The organism is Actinoplanes subtropicus (assembly GCF_000721705.1).
GTDB classification, from domain to species: Bacteria; Actinomycetota; Actinomycetes; order Mycobacteriales; family Micromonosporaceae; genus Actinoplanes; species Actinoplanes subtropicus.
Genome location: NZ_JOJL01000009.1, coordinates 120,186 through 138,794, shown reverse-complemented (window position 1 = coordinate 138,794; position 18,609 = coordinate 120,186). Strand labels below are relative to the sequence as shown.

Genomic DNA, 18,609 nt, shown 5'->3' with positions numbered 1-18,609 from the left:
GGTGGGTGCCGCCTGTTGCGGTGGGGCGTGGGTCGGTCTGCTTGCCATGGCCCGGGGGTCTCTGGTTGCGGTGGGTGCCGCCTGTCGCGCTCTGCGATAAGGGGTCTGTTGCCATTGCCATTGCCATTGCCATTGCCATTGCCGTTGCCGTTGCCGTTGCTGTTTGCGGTGCGGGAGAATGGGTTGGATCTCTCTTTTGGTATAACGCGAGATTGGCATGATCGAACAAGCGTTCGGGCTTACCATCGCGCTTCCCGAAGTGGGAGAATTCTCGTGTGGGACAGCTGGGGTTATTCACGAGGGCCGAGTTGGCAGGAATGCGCGATCGCACCAAGTCGCGCCGTTATTCTCCGGAGAAGGAAGCGTTTCGCCGCGAGCATGAGCGGCGGCGCAGCTGGGGGCTGATTCAGCGACGCGGCTGTCGCCGCAGCGCCTGTCCCGGCAGCGGCTGTCGCCGCAGCGCCTGTCCCGGCAGCGGCTGTCGCCGCAGCGCCTGTCCCGGCAGCGCCTGTCCCGGCAGCGCCTGTCCCGGCAGCGGCTGTCGCCGCAGCGCCTGTCCCGGCAGCGCCTGTCCCGGCAGCGCCTGTCGCCGCAGCGCCTGTCGCCGCAGCGCCTGTCGCCGCAGCGCCTGTCCCCGCAGCGCCTGTCGCCGCAGAGCCCCTCCCTGCCGTGCTCAGTTCCGCCGGGCCGAGTCCCATCGAGGGGAGCTCCGCCGGGCAAGGCGCCGAAAACACGGAAGGGCGGCCGACGAATACCGGTCCGGCCGCGACTCGCGCGCCAATTCACCGGCGGGTGCGCCATTTCGATCGCTGCGTTTTTCCGGTGCGGGGCCCAGACTATTCCATCTGCACGCTGTTGCAAACCCATTTTGTTTGGCCGGTGGATAGGGTGCGACGGGCGGCGGCAGACGTTGACCGTAAGGTTCCCCTAGATCCTCGTTCGCGCCTGCTCGATGTGTCGGAGGATGGCGTGTGCATCGCATTCCCGCGCGATGCTCTGCGCCTCGTCGAGCGTGGCGAGCGCGTCCGTTCGGCGGTTCTGGGCGGCGGCGATGTAGGCCAGGCCGATCATGTTCGAGGCCACGCCCGGCAGCGCGCCGGCCGCGCGGCGCAGGCGGGAGGACTCCTCCAGCAGGTGGCGCGCCTCGTCGAGCCGGCCGGCCGTGTGCGCCACGATGCCCAGGTGCCGCAGGGCCTCGGATCGGGTTCGCTGGTCGGCGGCCTCGGACGCCAGCCGTTCGGACCGCTCGAAGTAGGGAACCGCGGTCTCGTCGTCGCGCCTGATGAACTGGTGGACGCAGCCGATCCAGAACAACGCCTCGGCCTCGCCGCGCGAGTCACCCGCCGAACGGTAGAGGGTCCAGGCGCGCTCGAACAGTGGCAGCTCGGTGGGGTCCTCGGCGGCCGGCTCGGGGGCGTTCTGGAACCGCGCGTGCCGGATCCGGCCCCGGGCCAGCGCGACATCGGCCTCCACCGCGTCCAAGGCCCGTTCGGCCTCGGTGAGCGCGGCGCCGTCGCCGGCGTACACCGCGCGTTCGTAGATCCTCCTGGCCTGCTCGATTCGATCGTCCGTGCTCATGCCGTCCCCGCTGACATCGAACTATGGTGGCGTTTGCGGACGAGGATCTCAGAAAAGAGCTGCCGACATGACATCACCGGGCGTCAACGCGGAGCGCAGGTACAACCCCTGGGTCGTTCTCGTCGCTCTTTGCCTCGGGTTCTTCATGATTCTGCTGGACACGACGATCGTGAACATCGCGATCCCGCAGATGAGCGAGCACCTCAACGCGTCCCTGTCGGACGTGCTCTGGATCATCAATGCGTACATCCTGACCTATGCCGTTCTGCTGATCACGGCGGGGCGCCTGGGCGACCTGTACGGGCCCAAACAGCTCTTCCTCATCGGCCTGGTCATCTTCACCGCGGCGTCGGCCGCCTGCGGGTTCGCTCAGAGCCCGACTCAGCTCATCATCTTCCGGGTGATTCAGGGGGTCGGCGGGGCGCTGCTGACCCCGCAGACCCTCTCCGTGCTGACCACGATCTTCCCGCCGGACAAGCGCGGCGCCGCGTTCGGCATCTGGGGCGCCGTCGCGGGTGTGGCCACCCTCGCCGGGCCGGTGCTGGGTGGCTGGCTGGTCACCGACTTCGGCTGGCGCTGGATCTTCTTCGTGAACGTGCCGGTCGGCGTGCTGACCCTGGGCCTGGCCGCGGTCGTGATGCCGAACCTGCGTCCGGAGCGTCGGCATCGGCTGGACTGGACGGGCACCTTCCTGGTCAGCGCCGGGCTCTTCCTCGTGACGTTCGGGCTCATCGAGGGCCAGTCCCACGACTGGGGGAAGGTCTGGGGTCCGATCACGATCGTGGAGATCATCGTTGCCGGCGTGGTGGTGCTGGGGCTGTTCGCCGTCCATCAATGGACGCAGCAGAGCGGGGAGCCGCTCGTGCCGTTCCAGATCTTCCGGGACCGCAACTTCTCGGTGATGAACTTCGTCGCCGCGTCGATCGCGTTCGGCATGCTCGGCCTGTTCCTGCCGCTGACCATCTACCTGCAGTCGGTGCTCGGGCTCTCGGCTCTGCAGGCCGGCCTGACCACGGCGCCGATGTCCCTGATCTCCATGTTCATCGCGCCGGTGGCCGGGCGGACCGCCGACCGGTTCGGCGGCAAATGGATCCTGTTCGCCGGGTTGTCGCTGTTCTCCACCGGCATGGGCGTCCTCATCGCGTCCTCGCACGTCGGCTCCAGCCGGTTGCACCTGCTGCCCGGGTTGATCGTCGCCGGCGTCGGGCTGGGCCTGACCTTCGCCCCACTGCAGACGATCGCGATGCGCAACGTCGAGCCGCAGATGGCCGGCGCCGCCTCCGGCATGATCAATACGACGCGGCAGCTCGGCGGCGTGATCGGCGCCGCCGCCGTGGGCGCCCTGCTGCAGGCGCAGCTCTCCACCCATCTCAAGACCGCCGCGACGGCCAGCGCCGGTCAACTGCCGGCGCAGTATCGGTCCCAGGTGCTCGACGGGCTGAGCCACGTATCGTCAGGAAGCCAGGACATCGCGGGCGGACAGATCGGCCCCGCCCTGCCCGCCGGCCTTCCCGATCAGGCGCGGGCCCAGCTGAACGCCTTCTTCACCGCTGTCTTCCACGAGGGTTTCGTGGGCGCCATGCGGGTCACGCTGTGGCTGCCCATCGCCGTCATGGGTTGCGCGGCACTGTCCGTCCTGCTCGTCCGCCGTCGCAAGACCGCCCCGCGGACGGCAGCGGAACCCGACGTGGCCGCGTCGGCTCAGCAGGCCTGAACCCGGTCAACGGTTTCCTGCTTGGCCGGTACTGGAAGATCGAGCCGGAGGCGACACTGCATTGCCCGGCGCCGCTGCTCCGCCCGCGCACCAACACCGTGACGGTGCTGGAGCTCCGGGCCGGGCTGGAGCTCGGTCCTCCGGAGGAGTACATCGAGGAGCTCGGCCGATCAGCCGCCTGACTGTTCCATCTCCGACACGGCACGGCGGTACGCCCGCTGGAGGGTGACACGCCACGCCCGGACGCCGGGCAACCGCTGCGACTTCAGGTAGGCGTCCATCGCGGCCGTTTCCTGCTTGTCCAGCACGAGCAGGTCGCACAGCGCGTAGAAGACCATCTTCGGGTCGTACCCGAGGACCTCGACGTCCCCGGGGAGGTCGTCCTCGTCGGGCTCCTCCCCGGCCGGCCATTCCTCGTCCGGGATGTCCGAGCCGGGCAACTCACGCCAACAGGCCAGCGCGAACCGGACCACCAACTCGTACCGGTCGGTGAGCAGCCGCCGCACATCGTCCAGCCCCCGGCCGGTCAGCATCAGCCGGCGCTGGTCGATGCCGAGGGTCGCCGAGTTGTACGGCAGGAACCCGCCGATGCCCATCTCGCGCGCGACATCCGCAAGGCAGCGCGCGAACACCGGATCGGTACGGATGAACGCCGACACCTCCGCATGCGTCGCCACCGTCGACCTGGTCACGCGCGAACGATACGTCATCCGATCCACACGCGGCATGATCCATCCATGGCCGTCAACGGAACCGCGCGGTACCCCACCGAACCCGATCCAACACGTCGCGTCGCAGATGCGGTGGCGGCCGCTCGCCGCGACGACCTCACCGCGTCTTGCCTGCCCGAGCAAGGTCGCCTGCGGCAACTGCCGGCCGCTGGAGTCGGCGCCGGGCGGATTGCCGAGACCGGCACGGGGTACGGCGTCGGCCTGGCGTGGATGGCCAGCATGGCAGACCCGGACGCGCGGCTGTTCAGCGTCGAACGTGACCGGCGCCGAGCCGGGCAAGCAGCGCAACTGTTCGCCGACCAGCCCCGCGTGCGAATCCGCCGCGGCGATTGGCGTGACCTGGCCGCGGAGAGCGTTCGACCTGCTGGTCCTGGACGGCGGTGGCCAGGGCAAGGCGGACGAGCCACCACTGCGGCCCGCGGACTGGCTGCGCTCCGACGCCCTGGTGGTCATCGACGACTTCACTGCCAGCCGTTCAGGCTGACCTGCGCGCGGCGCCCGGCAGCGAGCCGCACAGGCTCACCACGAGGAGAACCCGTGATGACCCGGGCCCACCATCGGGGTCGGACGATGACGTCAGACGCCGGCCGGCTGCTGTTCCTGGCCCAGGTCGATCAGGTGGACCCCGGGGTCGTCGCCGAGGCGGACCTCGTACGCCGTCGGGGGTCCGCTGCGCGGCCAGCGGGCGCCCACCACCGTGGCCGGACGGCCGTTCAGGGTGACCTGCGCGCCCGGCGCCTTCAGCCGGTGTGCCGCCAGCAGCACCGCGTCCAGCGTCTGGCGGGCGCCCGGCAGCGAGCCGCGCAGGCTCACCGTACGTAATTCGCCGTCGAGGACGATCGTCGCCTCGGCTCGGGGGTCGGCCGCCGCCAATGCCGCCTCGACCCTGGTCCACATGTGCCACTGGTCGTCGTCGAGCAGGTGGCGGGCGGCGTGGTCCAGGGCCGCGCAGGTGATGTCCACCGCCGTCTCCTCGCCCAGCTCCGCGACCCACGCCAGTTCCTCGGCGGGCGGCAGCAGGGCCGGCGACTCGTGCGCCACGACCGCGTAGAGCATCGCCAGGACGGTTCGCCGGTCGCGGCCGTCGTAGAGGCGGCCCGCGGCGGTGCGCAGCCGCGGGAAGCGGGCGGTCAGGTGGGCGGCGCGGCCCAGCGGGGGCGCGGCCGCCGCCCGGGTGTCGCTCACCCGGGCGTGGAACGGGCGCTGTTCGCGGTGGGCGAACACCAGCGCGCGGTGCGGGTCGGCGATCAGCCGCGCGGCGACCGAGTAAGGCACTCCCATCTGGGCGGCGAGGGCCCGGATCGCGCGCCGGCGGGCGCGGTCGTTGGCCTGGCGGCGGCGTTCGGCTCCGGTCATGGCGTCCCTCCCTGCGAGCCATCGTAGTTTTTCCGATGTACGGTCGGGGGGCAGCCGCGCCTGCACGAGCGTGCGAGCCCCCCACGCGGGCCCGCGTCGACGCCAAGAGGCTCTGACTCAGCGCACACCACCCTCGCGCGCGCCCGCGTGCCCGGACAGGGGTGGGGTGCGTGGGGCCTCGCCGTCGAGGACGTGAGTGTCGTGTTCGATCGATTCACCGACCAGTCTCGCCGGGTTGTCGTCCTGGCTCAGGAAGAGGCCCGCCTCCTCAACCACCACTACATCGGCACCGAGCACCTGCTGCTCGGGCTCATCAGCGAGGGCGAGGGCGTCGCCGCGCAGGCCTTGACCGCTCTCGGCGTGACTCTCGAGGCCGCCCGCGCCCAGGTCGAGGAGGCGATCGGCGAGGGGCGGGAGGCGCCGGGCCTGCACGTCCCGTTCACCCCGGCCGCCAAGAACGTGCTCGAGGTGTCCCTTCGTGAGGCGCTCAAGCTGGGCCACAACCACATCGGCCCGGAGCACATCCTGCTCGGGCTGGTCCGGGAGAGTGCGAATGTCGCGGTTCAGATCCTGGTCACCCTGGGTGCCGATCCGCGAGGCGTACGGGAAAAGGTCCTTGCTCTTCTCAGCGGTCATCCGGCCCTGTCCGCTCCCGCGCCGGCGAGTTCGGCCCTCCTCGATCAGTATGGGGAGTGTCTGACTCAGCGCGCCCGCGACGGTGGCCTCGATCCGGTGGTCGGTCGCGACCGCGAGATCGACCGGATCATGGTGGTGCTCGCCTGCCGCACCAAGAACAACCCGGTCCTGGTCGGCGAGCCCGGCGTCGGCAAGACCGCGGTGGTGGAGGGGCTGTGCCGGCGCATCGTGGCCGGCGAGGTGCCCGAGATGCTGCGCGCGAAACAGGTGTACACGCTGGACCTGGGCTCGCTGGTGGCCGGCTCGCGGTACCGCGGCGACTTCGAGGAACGCCTCAAGAAGGTGGTCAAGGAGTGCCGCACGCGGGGCGATGTCATCCTGTTCATCGACGAGATCCACACGCTGGTCGGCGCGGGCGCGGCCGAGGGCGCGATCGACGCGGCGAGCATCCTCAAGCCGCTGCTCGCCCGCGGTGAGCTGCAGACGATCGGCGCCACCACGACGGCGGAGTATCGCAAGCATTTCGAGAAGGACGCCGCGCTCGCCCGCCGCTTCCAGCCGATCCCGATCGGCGAGCCGACCTCCGCCGAGGCGGTCGAGATCCTGCGCGGCCTGCGCCCGCGGTACGAGGAGCACCACCACGTCTCGTACACCGATGTGGCTCTGACGGCGGCGGTGAATCTCGCCGATCGGTATGTCGCCGACCGCTTCCTGCCGGACAAGGCGATCGACCTGATCGACGAGGCCGGCGCCTGGGCGCATCTCCGGCCGCGCGGCGACGGCCAAAGGGGTGTGACTGAGCTGGGCGGCGAGCAGATCGCCGAGGTGCTGGCGCTCTGGACCGGCATCCCGGTGCAGCGGCTGACCGAGGAGGAGACGTCCCGGCTGCTGCGCATGGAGGACGAACTGCACAAACGGATCATCGGCCAGGCCGAGGCGGTGCGGGCGGTGGCGCGGGCGATCCGGCGTACGCGCGCGGGGTTGAAAGATCCGAAACGCCCGGCCGGCTCGTTCATCTTCGCCGGCCCGTCCGGCGTCGGTAAGACCGAGCTGTCCAAGGCGCTCGCGGAGTTCCTGTTCGGCTCCGAGGAGGCGCTGATCCAGCTGGACATGTCCGAGTTCCACGACCGGCACACGGTGGCGCGGCTGGTCGGCGCGCCGCCGGGGTATGTCGGCTACGACGAGGGCGGGCAGCTCACCGAGCGGGTGCGGCGCAAGCCGTTCTCGGTGGTGCTCTTCGACGAGATCGAGAAGGCCCATCCCGAGGTCTTCAACACGCTGCTGCAGATCCTGGAGGAGGGCCGGCTGACCGACGGCCAGGGCCGGGTGGTCGACTTCAAGAACACGGTGCTGATCATGACCACCAACCTCGGCTCCCGGGAGGCGGCCAAGCCGTTCTCGCTCGGGTTCCAGGCCGACGGCGGCGCGCCGGAGCGGATGGCCGCGAAGGTCCACGACGCGCTGAAGCAGCACTTCCGGCCGGAATTCCTCAACCGCGTCGACGACACCGTGGTGTTCCCCCGGCTGACCGAGGCCGACGTGCTGGCCATCGTCGACGTGCTGCTGGCCCGGGTCGACCTGCGGCTGCGCGACAGGGAGATGGGCGTCGAGGTCACCGAGGCGGCCCGCCGGTACCTGGCGGCGCTCGGCTTCGACCCGTCGCTGGGCGCCCGGCCGCTGCGCCGCACGATCCAGCGCGAGGTGGAGGACGTGCTGGCCGAGCGCATCCTGCACGGCGAGCTGCGCCCCGGCCAGGTGGTGCGGGTCGACTGCGAGCAGGCCGCGCTGGTCTTCCGGGAGGCCTCCGTCGCGGCCGCGATCTAGGCGGTGATCCGGCAGCTGAACTCGGCGTGGCCGGCCCGGACGACCTCGTTGAACCGGGCCAGCTCCTCCTCGCGGGGCGGCCGCTGGAACTCGACGTCGAAGACGAAGTTGTTGCCGACGACCCGCACGCCGAGCCGGGCGAGCAGCCCGTCCGGCGCCCGGGTCACCACGAAGTCGCGGAACGCCTCCTCGACGGCGGCCTGCAGCTCGGCGCAGCCGCAGGCCCGCTCGTCGAGGAGCGCGACCAGGTGCCCGCGGGCCGGGTGGGCGGCGCTGTCGGTCGGTTCCAGGACGGCGAGGCCCTCCTCGAGAGCCTCGCGGGCCTCGGTCAACCGGCCGAGATGCTGCAGGGCGATCCCGTACGCGGCGGCGACGTGCCCGAGCAGCTCCGGGTCGTCGCCCCGGCGGGCCACGGCGACCGCCTGGCCGAACCGGGCGACGGCGGCCTCCGGCTGGTCCGCGTTCCGCAGGGCCAGGCCCCAGTCGAACAGCGCCTGGCTGATCACGTGGGCGCTGCCGATCCGCTCGGCGCGGACGGCCACCTCCTCGTACGCAAGCAGGCATTTGTCGGTCTCGCCGGCGTCGCTGAGCGCTTCGGCCCGGGTGGTGGCGGCCGCCAGCGCCTCCTCCGCGCGCTCCTGGCGGTCGTAGGAGGCGACCACGTGCTCCAGCGCCGCGATCCGGTCGGCATGCAGGCTCCGCGAGGCGGCCTGCGCGGCCAGGTCGGTGAACGCCTCGATCGTGGCCGGGTGATCGGCTCCGAGGCGTTCGTCCAGCGCGCCGGCCAGGTGGGCGACCATCCGGTACGCGGCGTCCGGCTCGATGTCCCGCTGGATCCGCTCGGCGACGATCGCGGCGACCCGCTCGACCAGCGGGTCGGGGAGATCCTTCAGCGCCGGGAAGAACGGCCCGGTGTGCCCGTCGGCCAGCAGGATCACGCCGCGCAGCGCGACCGAACTGGCGGCCCGCTCGTGCCCGGCCCGCTTGTAGATCCACAGGGCCTCGTCGATCGCCTGGAGGGCGCCCTGGTACTCGCCGGAGCGCAGCAGCACCTCGGCGAGCGGCTCCAGCCCGTTCGCATAGCCGACGTGCTTGCGGCCGAAGAAGGCCTCCCGGCCGGCCCGCGACTCCCGCAGCGCCGCCACGCCGTCCTCCAGCCGGTCGCTGAGCGCGAGCGCGATCCCCAGGTTGAGCTGGTATCCGAGCCGGCGCTGCGGGTCCGCGCCCGGTGGCAACGGCACCGACGCCGCGGCCCGGAAGCACTCGGCGGCCCAGGCCGGCTGCTCGGCCCGCAGCAACATATTGCCCATATCGGACTGTGCGGCCGCCCACTCGGCGCTCTGCTCGCCGTGCCGCTCGGCGGCCCGGCGTACGGCCACCTTCATCCGCTCCTCGGCATCCGCCACCCGGCCCTCGCGCAGCAGGGCCAATGCCTGGTCAAAGGGGCTGGTGGGGGTAGATGCGGCGCTCATGGCCGGGCAGTGTAGCGGCATTCTCAGCGTTTTCCTTGCCCCCGGTGTCTACCGTGCCGCCGGTGATCATGAATATTCGTCTCGGCTATTGGTTGCTGGCCGGGTGGGCGGCCGCGTGGTTCGCCGGGATGGCCCTGCACGGCGGCATGGCCTGGCACTTCTTCGACGAGGGGTCCCGGGCGCTGGTACACCTCCACGACCCGCGCGGCGGCCTGCACCTGTACGCGGCCGCGCCGATACTGCAGATCGGCCCGGTCGCGTTCCTGGTCGCGGCGGCGCTGCGGGGCGTGGTCGCGGCGCAGGTCTTCGGGGCCGCGACCGGCGCGTACATCATGTGGCAGGCGTACCGCCTCGGCCATCGCTGGTCGTGGTGGGCGGCGGTGTGCTTCGTCCCGGTGTGGATGTACCTCGCGGTCGCGTCCGCCCACCTCGACGACGTGCTGGCGCTGGCCGGCGGGGTCGCGGCGCTCGCCGCCGCGCGGTACGGCCGCCCGGTCGCGGCCGGTCTGCTGCTCGGGCTGGCGGTCGACGCCAAGCCGTGGGCGCTCGGCTTCGCGGCGCTGCTGCTGTTGCTGCCCGGGCCGCGCGCGATGCTGCGCGGCGCCTTGAGCGCCGCCGCCGCGATCGTGGCCGCCTGGCTGCCGTTCTTCCTCGCCGACCGCGGCACCGTCCGGGCGCTGCACTTCACCATCCCCAACACCTCGCTCTCCGCGCTGCGGGCGCTGGGCGTGACCGACGCGCGCACCCCGCCGTGGGACCGCCCGGCCCAGGCGCTGCTGGGCATCGGGCTGGGGATTGTCGCGGTACGCCGGGGCAACTGGCCCGCCGTCCTCCTGCTCGCCATGGCCGCCCGCCTCGCGCTCGAGCCCGGGACCAACAAGTACTACGCGGCCGGCGCCGTGGTCGGCGCCCTGGTCTGGGACCTGGTCGGGAGCACCGCCCGGTTTCCCTGGTGGACCGTGGGCGCCATGGTCGCGTTGCACGCCAGCCGCTGGCTCCCGGTGCCGGACGCCGTCCATGGCCGGATCGCCCTCGTCTACTGCCTCGCCTGCGTCTACGTGCTGTTCGACCGCCCCCGTCCGGCATCGGAGTCCCGCCCGGCCGTGCCGGCCCAGGCGGGACAACCACCGGAGGTTCACGCGTACGCCGGTTCCGGCGCCTCCCGCAATCCGTAGCGGCGGTACAGCTTGCGCGGCGGGTGCGGCGCCCACCAGTTCGCCCTGCCGGCAGCGCGAGCAGCACCATCGGCACCCGGAAGGTAGAGCCGAGACCTGCCCACACCGCGGCATCCTCCTCCGCCGGGCGAGCTCAACGCAAGCGCTTGCGCAACGGGATGGACCGGGGCTAGCTTTTCGGCGTTCGCACTCGAAGCGGAGGTCAGCATGGCGGTGAGCATCGGCGACGTCGCCACCGCGGCCGGTGTCGCGCCGTCCACGGTCTCCCGGGCCCTGCACGGCCGGCCGGGCGTCTCCGAGGAGGTGCGGACCCAGATCGCGCGGGTGGCGGCCGACCTCGGCTACACCGCCTCGCGCAGCGCGGCCAGCCTGGCCAGCGGGCGTACCTGGACGGTCGGGGTGATCGCGCCGTACGTCGGCCGGTGGTTCTTCGGCGAGGTGCTCGACTCCGCCGAGGAGGTGCTGAGCGCGGCCGGGTTCGACGTGCTGCTGTACAACGTGGGTTCGCCGGCGGCACGCAAGCGCTTCTTCGAGCGGATGCCGCTGCGCAAACGGGTCGACGGGGTGCTGTCACTGCTGCTCCCGACCGAGGCCGAGGCGCTGGCCCTGCGGTCGCTCGGGGTGCCGCTCTCGCTCGTCGTCGGCGGCCCGCGACCGGGTTTCACCACCGTCGGCATCGACGACCGGCGCGGCGCCGAACTGGCCGTACGCCACCTGGTCAACCTGGGGCACCGGCGGATCGGCATGATCGGTACGACCGCGGCCGCCCCGCTGAACTGGACCACGCCGAGCGAACGCCGGGCCGGCTACCTGCAGGTGCTGCACGAGGCCCGGATAGCGCCCGACCCCCGGCTCGACGTCGACGGCAGGTACACCGTCAAGGGCGGCGAGCAGGCGATGACCGCGCTGCTCGCGACGCGCCAGCCGCCCACCGCGGTCTTCGCGCAGTCCGACGAGATGGCCATGGGTGCGTTGCGGGCCCTGCGGCTGCACCGCCTGCGCTGCCCGGAGGACGTCTCCGTGGTCGGCTTCGACGACCACGAACTGGCCGAGGTGGTCGGCCTGACCACCGTGGCACAGCCGGTCGCGAAGCAGGGCGCGGCCGCCGCTCGCCTGCTGCTGGACCAGTTGGCGGCGCCCGAGCCGACAGCGGGCGGGTATGTCCAGATGCCGATCAGCCTGGTGTTGCGGGAGAGCACGGCGCCGCCGCGGCCACAGCCCGCCTAGCACGACAGGGCGCTCCGAAACGGGACAGCGCCCGGGTGGGGGTGGATGCCACAATCTGCGGCTGTGGAAGAGATCAACTCCGTGGTCGCGCCGCCAGGGGCGCGGCCGCCGCGCGAATGGGAACTGCAGACCTTCGCGCTGATGGTGGCGGCCGGCGTCGCCGCTCTGCTGGGCATGCTGCTGCTGGCCAGCGACGTGGCGGTGCGTTCCTACCTGGCCAACGACGGGGTGGACGGGCTGTCGCCGCTGGTCGGCTGGGTGCTGGACAACGGGGACGTGATCAGTGCCCTGTATCTGGTGCTCGGCTTCGGCTATGTGTTCGGGTTCATCTACTGGCGCCGGCGCACCGTGGCGATGCTGACCACGGTCGGCGACTCGGATCCGCACGTGGTCTGGCATTGGAGCGTCACCGGCTGGTACGGCGCGCTCATGCTGTCCACCTGGCTCCTCTTCACCCGCACCGTGGACAGTTCGCACCTCTACGACCGGGACGACCTGATGAATTGGCTGGGCTGGGACATCGCGCGGCTCGCCATCCGGCTGGTCGGGCTGACCTGCCTGCTGATCGCGGTCTGGCAGATCCGGGAGCAGGTCCGCGAGCGGGTCGCCACCTCGGGCGTGATCCTGCGGTTCCGGGACATGCCGCCGCGACCCTCGGCGATCCCGCTGCCGCCGGCCGCCCGACCGGCCCCGGTCGAGGCGCCGGCGGCCGACGACGACTTCTGGGGGAACGTCGCGGCGCTGGCCACCGGCCGGCGGGCCGAGATCGCCGTGCTGGAGACCACCGACGGGCTGGCGCGGCGGTGGCTGCTGGTCCCGGAGAGCGGCGACCTCGGCGCGGTGCGTTCGGCGGTCGCGCCCGGCGCGGTCGTGTCGGCGTTCCCGGAGCCGCCGGACGCCTCCGAGACGAAGGACTTCACCCCGCGCCCCGCCGACGAGTATCACGGGTTCCTGGAGGACGCCGACTCCGGCGCGGTCTGGTACCAGTCGGTCAAGCCGAACCGGGTCGGCGCGTTTCTGGCGCGGGCGCGCCGGGCCCGCCGGTGGGCGCTGTATCCGGCGGACAGTCCGGAGGCGCTGACGGCGGTGCTCCCGCCGAGCCGCTGACATCGGGTTCGGCGAAGCGGGACAGGGCCAGCGCCCCGGCCAGCGCGACGACGAAGCCGAGCACGGCCGGTACCGCCCACCCGGGGCGGGTGTGGTCGCCCCAGAGGGTGATGCCGATCGCGGCCGGCAGCGCCGTCTCGCCCACGATGGCCAGGGCGGCCACGGTGGTGACCTGGCGTTGCAGGCCGGCGGCGAAGGAGACGAAGGCGCATATGCCGCTGATCACGGCGGCGTAGGCGGCCGGATCGCGGATCAGGTCAGCGGGGGCGAAGCTCGGCAGGCTGCGTACGGCCAGCGCGGTCAGCCCGAACCCGAGCCCGGCCACCACCCCTTGAACGATGGGGGTGAGCCGCGCGGCGACCAGCGCGATCGCGCCCAGCACCAGCGCGGCGACGAGCAGGACCACCCGGGCGGGCGTGCTCACCGCGGTGGTGCCCTCCGGCCCGCTGGACAAGCCGAGCACCGCGAGGCCCGCGCTGACCGCGAGCACCGCCGCCCAGTGCCGGGGCGCCAGCCGGATGCCCAGCAGCGGCACGCAGGCGACGGCGGTGACGGCCAGGTTGCCGGCCTGGGCCGCCTGCACGACGAACAGCGGCCGGCTGCGCAGCGCGACCAGTTGGGCGCCGAAGCCGGCCACATCCAGCAGCAGGCCCAGCACGAACGGCCAGCGGCGCAGCAGGCCGATCAGCGGCCCGGCGACGGCCGCCCGGGCCTGCAGCGCGGTGGCCACGCCGTAGCAGACGGCGCACAGAATCGCGGCGATCAAGAGTCACGCCTCCGGGTCGAGGCGGTAGCCGGCGCCGCGGACGGTGCGGATGGTGTCGCGGTCGAACGGCCGGTCGACCTTGCCGCGCAGGTACCGGACGTAGACGTCGACCACGTTCGAGCCGCCGTCGTACGCGAAATCCCACACGTGCTCGATCAGGTAGCTGCGGCTCAGCGTCTCACCGGACCGGCGCATCAGCTCGTGCAGCAGCGCGAACTCCTTGGCCGACAGCGGGATCGGGGTGTCGCCCCGGCTGACCTTCCGCTCGGCGGGGTCGAGGACCAGGTCGCCCACCCGCAGCACGGCCGGCCGTTGCCGCGGCTCCCGCCGGACCAGCGCCCGGACCCGGGCCAGCAGCTCGTCGAAGGCGAACGGCTTGGTCAGGTAGTCGTCGGCGCCGGCGTCCAGGCCGCGGATCTTGTCGGTGGTGCCGTCCCGGGCGGTGAGCATCAGCACCGGCACCCAGCGCTCGTTCGCGCGGATCTGCCGGCAGACCTCGAAGCCGTCCGGCCCGGGGATCATCGCGTCCAGCACCACGAGATCGTAGTCGGCCTCCGAGATGGTCCACACGGCGTCGGTGCCGTCGTCGACGGTGTCCACGGCGTAGCCCGCCCGGCGCAGCCCCCGGCAGAGCATGCTCGACATGGCCGGATCGTCCTCGACGACCAACAATCGCATGGGCAAAGGATAGGTAGGACCGGCCAGTCAGCGGCGCCGTGCCGGGTAGCCGGCGATGTCGGCGTGTGCGGTGAGCCGGGCGACCTCGTCGCGCAGCCGCTGCATCTCGGTGCGGACGTCCTCGGCGACCGCGGCCGCCCGCCGGCTCTGGTCGAGCTGGTAGAGGGCCAGCTCGCGGGTGATCCGCTCGGACCGCCGGGCGGCGACCAGGACGGCCGGCACCTCGAGGGCGGCGATGGCGGCGAGCCCGGCCGCCAGCCAGATCGCCGCCTCGGCGCTCCGGTTCTGCTGCAGCACCACGACCGCCCCGAACAGGATGGCGACGGTGAGCGCGATCAGGTACGCCCACGACCCGGCGGCCCGGCAGAGCAGATCACCGGCGCGCTCGCCGGGCCGCAAGAGGCGGCCGGCCCGCACGCCGGGGTGCTGATCCCAGCCGGATGGTGTGGTCATGCCGCCATCGTGGACCGGCGAGGATGAGAGGATCGTGAAAACCTCGGAGGTGGCGGTGCGGCTCAGCCCGGCCTCGATTCGTACCCGGCTGGTCCTGTTGTTCGGGGCCGGCACCTCGGTGGTCCTGCTGCTCTCGCTGGCGCTGCTCTACGTGGCGCTGCACCGGCAACTGAACAAGGCCGTCGACGCCGATCTGACCGCCCGCAGCGACGACCTGGTCGCGAGCGTACAGGCAAATGATCTTAAAGCGGTCGAGGGCGATCCGATGGCCCAGCTGTACGCCTCGGACGGGACCCCGCTGGCGACCGCCGCCTCGATCCGCCACCGGATCCTGCTCACCCCGGCCCAGGTCCATGCCGTCCGGCGCACCTCCGCGACCAGCACGACCCTGCCGCTGGGCACCGACGGCGACCCCCTCCGGGTCCGCCTGCTGTCCCGCCCGGTCGGCAAGTCCGGCCTGGTGCTGACCGTCGCGCTGCCCTCGGCCGGCATCGAGCGCGCCGGCGACCAGCAGCTGAACGTGCTCCTGGTCGCCGCCCCGCTGCTGATCGCGGCGCTGGCCATGCTGTGCTGGCTGCTGCTGCGCGCGGCGCTGCGCCCGGTCGACGCGCTGACCCGGCAGGCCGCCGCGATCTCGACGCTCGACTCCGAACGGCAGCTGCCGGTGGTGCCCGGCGACGACGAGATCGCCCGCCTGTCCGCCACGCTGAGCGGCATGCTGGCCCGGCTGTCGGTCGCCTTCGCCCGCGAGCGGGCGTTCGTCGACGACGCCAGCCACGAACTGCGTACCCCGATCGCCGTGTTGCGCGGCGAGATCGACCTTGCGCTGGCCGCGCTGGACAACCCCGAGGAGGTACGCCAATCCCTGCTGGCCGCGCGCGGTCAGGTGGCGCGGCTCAGCCGGCTGGCGGAGGACCTGCTGCTGCTCGCCCGGCAGCGGGACGGCTCGCTGGTGGTGCACCGCGAGCCGGTCGACCTGACCGACCTGGCCCGCTCGGAGGCGGGCGTCCTCGGGCGGGTCACCGGGCTCGCCATCGAGGTGCGCGGCGACCCGGTGATCGTCGAGGCGGACGCCGACCGGCTGCGTCAGGTGCTGACCAACCTGGCCGCGAACAGCGCGGCGGCCGGCGCCGGCTCGGCCCGGGTGACCGTGGTCCTCGAGCCGGTGCTCGCCCGCATCGAGTGGGCCGACGACGGGCCGGGCTTTCCGCCGGACCTGCTCGACGCGGCGTTCGAGCGGTTCGTCCGCGGCGGCCCGTCGCGGACCCCCAGCACCGGCGCCGGCCTGGGCCTCTCGATCGTCCGCGCGGTGGTGACCGCCCACGCCGGCACCGCCGACCTGCGCAACGGCCCGCCGCTGGGCGGCGCCGTCGTCACCGTCCGCCTGCCGGCCGTTTCCTAGCTGTGCGGGGTGCCGCTGAACGGGGTGCCGCTGAACGGGGTGCCGCCGAACGGGGTGCCGCTGGACGGGGTGCCGCTGGGCGCGATGCCGGTGGGCGGGGTGCTACCGGCGAGCAGGGTGCCCTTCGGCGGCGGGTTCGTCGACGCCCCGGGGGAGGCGACCATCGTGGTGGGCCGGCCGAGCGTGTTCGACAGCCAGTCGAAGGCGGGCGCCTCCATCGCGTGCCAGGTCCCCGCGTTGTGCCCGCCGCCGGCGATGTACGCCAGCGTGATCGACAGCGGCGCGTGCGCGGCCTTGGCCAGTTCCTGGGTGGCCCGCATCGCCATCTTGTCGGTCTTCGCGCAGGAGAGATACAGCGCGACGGCCGGGATGGGCAGGTGCTTGAGCCGCCACACGTCGTCGTACTCGGTGTGCTCGAGCCCGTTGCCGATCACGATGCCCGGCGAGGAGTAGCCGGAGAGGCTCGCGCCCGCGGCGAACTGGTTGGGATGGCGCAGCGCGAGGTTGGCCGCGCAGTAGCCGCCCGCCGAGTAGCCGATCAGCCCCCACGCCGCCGGGTCGGTGCGCACGGCCATGTGGGTCCGCACGAAGTCGGGCACGTCGACGGTGAGGAACGTCTCCGCCTGCGGCCCGTTCAGCAGGTTCGCGCACTCGGTGTCGATGGTCGGCTTGGGCGTCTGATACGGGAACAGCACGACCGTGGGGGCCATCCGCCCGGCGGCGATCTCACCGTTGAGCACGTCGGCGACCCCGAAACCCTTGAGCCACTGTACGGGTGAGCTCGGGTAGCCGTGCAGCGCCACGATGACCGGGTACCGGGTGTTCGGCGACTCGGCATACCCCGGCGGCAGGTAGGCCCACATCGGCACGGTGATGCCGCTGGCCTTGCCGGCCACGGTGTACCTGACGATCTTCCCGGCGCTGGTGGCGCTGACCGTCTTCGTCTGCGAGGTGGTCCCGACGCCGCCCGCGTCGGCGGTCGAGCCGAACAGGCTGGCCCAGGTCGGGTAGCTGTCGACCTGCCGGTTCACCCAGACCAGGGTGGTCGCGGTCACCGTGAGCAGGCAGGCCACGATGACCACGCCGCGCAGCCACCGGCGCATGGCGGACCAGAAGAGGCTCAGCGCGACCGCGGCCAGCACGCTCGCGGCCAGCGCGATCAGCTCGACGGCGAGGCTATCGGGGCCCACGTTTTCCTCCCTGGGGCTTCGCGCCGCCCACGCTCGGTGCGCCCGAGTCGCCCGGCGCCGGGTGCTTGTCGTGGTGCGGCGAGTGGTAGACCGGCAGGGACTTGGCCGGGGGTGTCGAGGCGGCCAGCGGGGGAGGCGTCTGCCGGCAGGCCCAGTCCAGCGCCGCGGCGAGCAGGGTCTGGCCGGCCGGCGCCTTGGGGTCGGTGACGCCGCCGGCGTAGGCGGTCTCCACCACCGTCGTGGTGATGATGCCGACCGGCAGCGTCCCCGCGACGGTCGTGCGCGGCTTCGCCGGGGTCTTCGGCTTGGTCGCCGGCTTCTTCGCGGGCGCCTTGCCCGGTGGTTTGGCCGTCGTCGTCGTGACCGGCTTCTTGGTTCCGGTGGTCGCCGGTTTCGTGCCCGCGGCCGGCTTCACCAGGGCGAGCGCCGGATACCGGCCGGGCGCGGCCGCGACCGCCCTGTTGGCGAGCCCGGTGTCGCCGGCCGGGGCGACCAGGGCCCAGTGTTTGTCGGTGACCCGAAGGTCGTGTGCCAGCGCCGTGGGCAGGGCGGCGGTGAGAACCTCCGGGGCGGTGGCGGCGGTGGTCCGGGCGAACACCACGATCGCGGGCCCGGCCGTGTGGTCGGCGCTGCGGGCCGCGGCGGTCTCGCTCTCGGTCGTCCAACCGGTCTTGCCGTCGTCGATGACCACCAACGCCGGGTACCGCCACTCCGTGTGCGCCAGGTAGCCGACCGGCGTGAACACCAGCGGGGCGGCGGCCAGGTGCCACTCGGCCCAGCCGGAGGGCTGCCAGGGGAAGGCGTCGCCCTGGTCGGCGAGGTCGCCGCTCCGGTGCAGCCAGCCGTCGAGGCCGCCCGGGTGGACGGCGTACGTGGTGGAGCCGGCGGTTTGGGAGTGCAGCAGCGAGTCCCAGTCCGGGTAGAACTGCTCCGACCGGTTCACCACCAGCCCCACGCTCAACACCAGCAGCGCCTCGGTGAGCAGGATCCCGACCGGGCGCAGCACGAAACGCGCGCGTCCCCACCGGTTCCAGACCAGCACGGTGGCCGCCAGCACGGCGGCCATGACGAGGAACGCACAGACGAACAGAGGTACACCGGTCAGCGACATGTCGGCTGTCTTCTCCCGCGGGGGCAAGGCATCTTCTGCGCAACCATGCGTCGCCAAATATGACAACCAGATGAGAGAGCGCCGGAACATACCGGTTTCACAACGGACTCACAGTAAGTGTTGCCTGCCACCTCCATGAGACGTCCTGGGTAGGCCCGCCGGTTGCTGTGTCCACGCCCACATTTACCT

The 18,609-nt window shown here is 72.3% G+C and carries 17 protein-coding genes; 8 read left to right on the top strand and 9 right to left on the bottom strand.

Going from position 1 to position 18,609, the window contains the following annotated elements; all coding sequences use genetic code 11:
- Window positions 1–927: 927 nt before the first annotated feature.
- Window positions 928–1,578: a tetratricopeptide repeat protein gene (locus tag IH26_RS0115305; RefSeq protein ID WP_030436855.1), complete on the bottom strand. Its 651-nt coding sequence runs from the start codon at window positions 1,576–1,578 to the stop codon at window positions 928–930.
- A 67-nt stretch (window positions 1,579–1,645) separates the two neighbouring features.
- On the opposite strand from IH26_RS0115305, the gene IH26_RS0115300 reads away from it, so the two are divergent.
- On the top strand, window positions 1,646–3,292 hold the full coding sequence (locus IH26_RS0115300) for a DHA2 family efflux MFS transporter permease subunit (protein ID WP_169789754.1): 1,647 nt from the start codon (window positions 1,646–1,648) through the stop codon (window positions 3,290–3,292).
- Window positions 3,196–3,474, top strand: a complete 279-nt coding sequence (locus IH26_RS64210) for a hypothetical protein (protein ID WP_342668272.1) — start codon at window positions 3,196–3,198, stop codon at window positions 3,472–3,474. The genes IH26_RS0115300 and IH26_RS64210 overlap by 97 nt, the downstream gene beginning before the upstream one ends.
- Here IH26_RS64210 and IH26_RS0115290 read toward each other — a convergent pair.
- Complete coding sequence (locus IH26_RS0115290) at window positions 3,463–3,984, bottom strand: hypothetical protein (protein WP_157437205.1); 522 nt, start codon at window positions 3,982–3,984, stop codon at window positions 3,463–3,465. The genes IH26_RS64210 and IH26_RS0115290 overlap by 12 nt on opposite strands.
- Before the next feature lie 295 nt (window positions 3,985–4,279).
- On the opposite strand from IH26_RS0115290, the gene IH26_RS55850 reads away from it, so the two are divergent.
- Window positions 4,280–4,507 carry a hypothetical protein gene (locus IH26_RS55850; RefSeq protein ID WP_051808144.1) on the top strand — a complete coding sequence of 76 codons (228 nt, stop codon included), beginning with the start codon at window positions 4,280–4,282 and terminating at the stop codon, window positions 4,505–4,507.
- Between the two features lie 92 nt (window positions 4,508–4,599).
- Here the strand turns inward: IH26_RS55850 and IH26_RS0115280 are convergent, their stop codons facing one another.
- Window positions 4,600–5,379: a hypothetical protein gene (locus tag IH26_RS0115280; RefSeq protein WP_030436852.1), complete on the bottom strand. Its 780-nt coding sequence runs from the start codon at window positions 5,377–5,379 to the stop codon at window positions 4,600–4,602.
- A 201-nt stretch (window positions 5,380–5,580) separates the two neighbouring features.
- Here IH26_RS0115280 and IH26_RS0115275 point away from each other — a divergent pair, with 201 nt between their 5' ends.
- Window positions 5,581–7,839 (top strand): ATP-dependent Clp protease ATP-binding subunit, encoded by a 2,259-nt coding sequence (locus tag IH26_RS0115275; protein ID WP_030436851.1) that lies wholly within the window; start codon window positions 5,581–5,583, stop codon window positions 7,837–7,839.
- Here the strand turns inward: IH26_RS0115275 and IH26_RS0115270 are convergent.
- Window positions 7,836–9,311, bottom strand: a complete 1,476-nt coding sequence (locus tag IH26_RS0115270; RefSeq protein WP_157437204.1) for a tetratricopeptide repeat protein — start codon at window positions 9,309–9,311, stop codon at window positions 7,836–7,838. The genes IH26_RS0115275 and IH26_RS0115270 overlap by 4 nt on opposite strands.
- 68 nt (window positions 9,312–9,379) lie before the next feature.
- On the opposite strand from IH26_RS0115270, the gene IH26_RS0115265 reads away from it, so the two are divergent.
- The 3 genes from IH26_RS0115265 (at window position 9,380) to IH26_RS0115255 (ending at window position 12,820) form a co-directional block, all read left to right on the top strand.
- On the top strand, window positions 9,380–10,486 hold the full coding sequence (locus tag IH26_RS0115265) for a hypothetical protein (protein WP_169789753.1): 1,107 nt from the start codon (window positions 9,380–9,382) through the stop codon (window positions 10,484–10,486).
- A gap of 207 nt (window positions 10,487–10,693) precedes the next feature.
- A complete protein-coding gene (locus IH26_RS0115260) occupies window positions 10,694–11,713 on the top strand; it encodes a LacI family DNA-binding transcriptional regulator (protein ID WP_030436848.1) in 1,020 nt (339 codons plus the stop codon).
- Window positions 11,714–11,776: 63 nt separating this feature from the next.
- Entirely contained in the window at window positions 11,777–12,820 is a 1,044-nt protein-coding gene (locus tag IH26_RS0115255) for a hypothetical protein (RefSeq protein WP_030436847.1), read from the top strand.
- Here IH26_RS0115255 and IH26_RS57905 read toward each other — a convergent pair.
- From IH26_RS57905 to IH26_RS0115240, 3 genes are read right to left on the bottom strand one after another with little or no spacing between them, the layout of a single operon-like run.
- Window positions 12,705–13,586, bottom strand: coding sequence for a hypothetical protein (locus tag IH26_RS57905; RefSeq protein WP_211268649.1), 882 nt, complete (start codon window positions 13,584–13,586; stop codon window positions 12,705–12,707). The genes IH26_RS0115255 and IH26_RS57905 overlap by 116 nt on opposite strands.
- A gap of 3 nt (window positions 13,587–13,589) precedes the next feature.
- The gene (locus IH26_RS0115245) at window positions 13,590–14,264 is read right to left on the bottom strand and encodes a response regulator transcription factor (RefSeq protein WP_030436845.1); all 675 of its coding nucleotides are present in this window, start codon (window positions 14,262–14,264) and stop codon (window positions 13,590–13,592) included.
- A 27-nt stretch (window positions 14,265–14,291) separates the two neighbouring features.
- On the bottom strand, window positions 14,292–14,717 hold the full coding sequence (locus IH26_RS0115240) for a hypothetical protein (RefSeq protein ID WP_030436844.1): 426 nt from the start codon (window positions 14,715–14,717) through the stop codon (window positions 14,292–14,294).
- A gap of 34 nt (window positions 14,718–14,751) precedes the next feature.
- Here IH26_RS0115240 and IH26_RS0115235 point away from each other — a divergent pair, with 34 nt between their 5' ends.
- Window positions 14,752–16,119, top strand: coding sequence for a sensor histidine kinase (locus IH26_RS0115235; protein ID WP_245665204.1), 1,368 nt, complete (start codon window positions 14,752–14,754; stop codon window positions 16,117–16,119).
- Here IH26_RS0115235 and IH26_RS0115230 read toward each other — a convergent pair.
- Window positions 16,116–17,309, bottom strand: a complete 1,194-nt coding sequence (locus tag IH26_RS0115230) for an alpha/beta hydrolase (RefSeq protein WP_063763693.1) — start codon at window positions 17,307–17,309, stop codon at window positions 16,116–16,118. The two genes, IH26_RS0115235 and IH26_RS0115230, sit on opposite strands and share 4 nt — an antisense overlap.
- Entirely contained in the window at window positions 17,296–18,420 is a 1,125-nt protein-coding gene (locus IH26_RS55845) for a hypothetical protein (RefSeq protein ID WP_051808137.1), read from the bottom strand. Before IH26_RS55845 ends, IH26_RS0115230 begins: the two co-directional genes overlap by 14 nt.
- Between the last annotated feature and the right edge of the window lie 189 nt (window positions 18,421–18,609).

Excerpts from the sequence above, each read along its gene's own strand:
- IH26_RS0115305 (WP_030436855.1), bottom strand. The coding sequence starts at position 1,578 with ATGAGCACGGACGATCGAATCGAGCAGGCCAGGAGGATCTACGAACGC.
- IH26_RS0115245 (WP_030436845.1), bottom strand. The coding sequence starts at position 14,264 with ATGCGATTGTTGGTCGTCGAGGACGATCCGGCCATGTCGAGCATGCTC.
- IH26_RS0115270 (WP_157437204.1), bottom strand. The coding sequence starts at position 9,311 with ATGAGCGCCGCATCTACCCCCACCAGCCCCTTTGACCAGGCATTGGCC.
- IH26_RS55845 (WP_051808137.1), bottom strand. The coding sequence starts at position 18,420 with ATGTCGCTGACCGGTGTACCTCTGTTCGTCTGTGCGTTCCTCGTCATG.
- IH26_RS0115300 (WP_169789754.1), top strand. The coding sequence starts at position 1,646 with ATGACATCACCGGGCGTCAACGCGGAGCGCAGGTACAACCCCTGGGTC.
- IH26_RS0115280 (WP_030436852.1), bottom strand. The coding sequence starts at position 5,379 with ATGACCGGAGCCGAACGCCGCCGCCAGGCCAACGACCGCGCCCGCCGG.
- IH26_RS0115260 (WP_030436848.1), top strand. The coding sequence starts at position 10,694 with ATGGCGGTGAGCATCGGCGACGTCGCCACCGCGGCCGGTGTCGCGCCG.
- IH26_RS0115265 (WP_169789753.1), top strand. The coding sequence starts at position 9,380 with ATGAATATTCGTCTCGGCTATTGGTTGCTGGCCGGGTGGGCGGCCGCG.
- IH26_RS0115240 (WP_030436844.1), bottom strand. The coding sequence starts at position 14,717 with ATGACCACACCATCCGGCTGGGATCAGCACCCCGGCGTGCGGGCCGGC.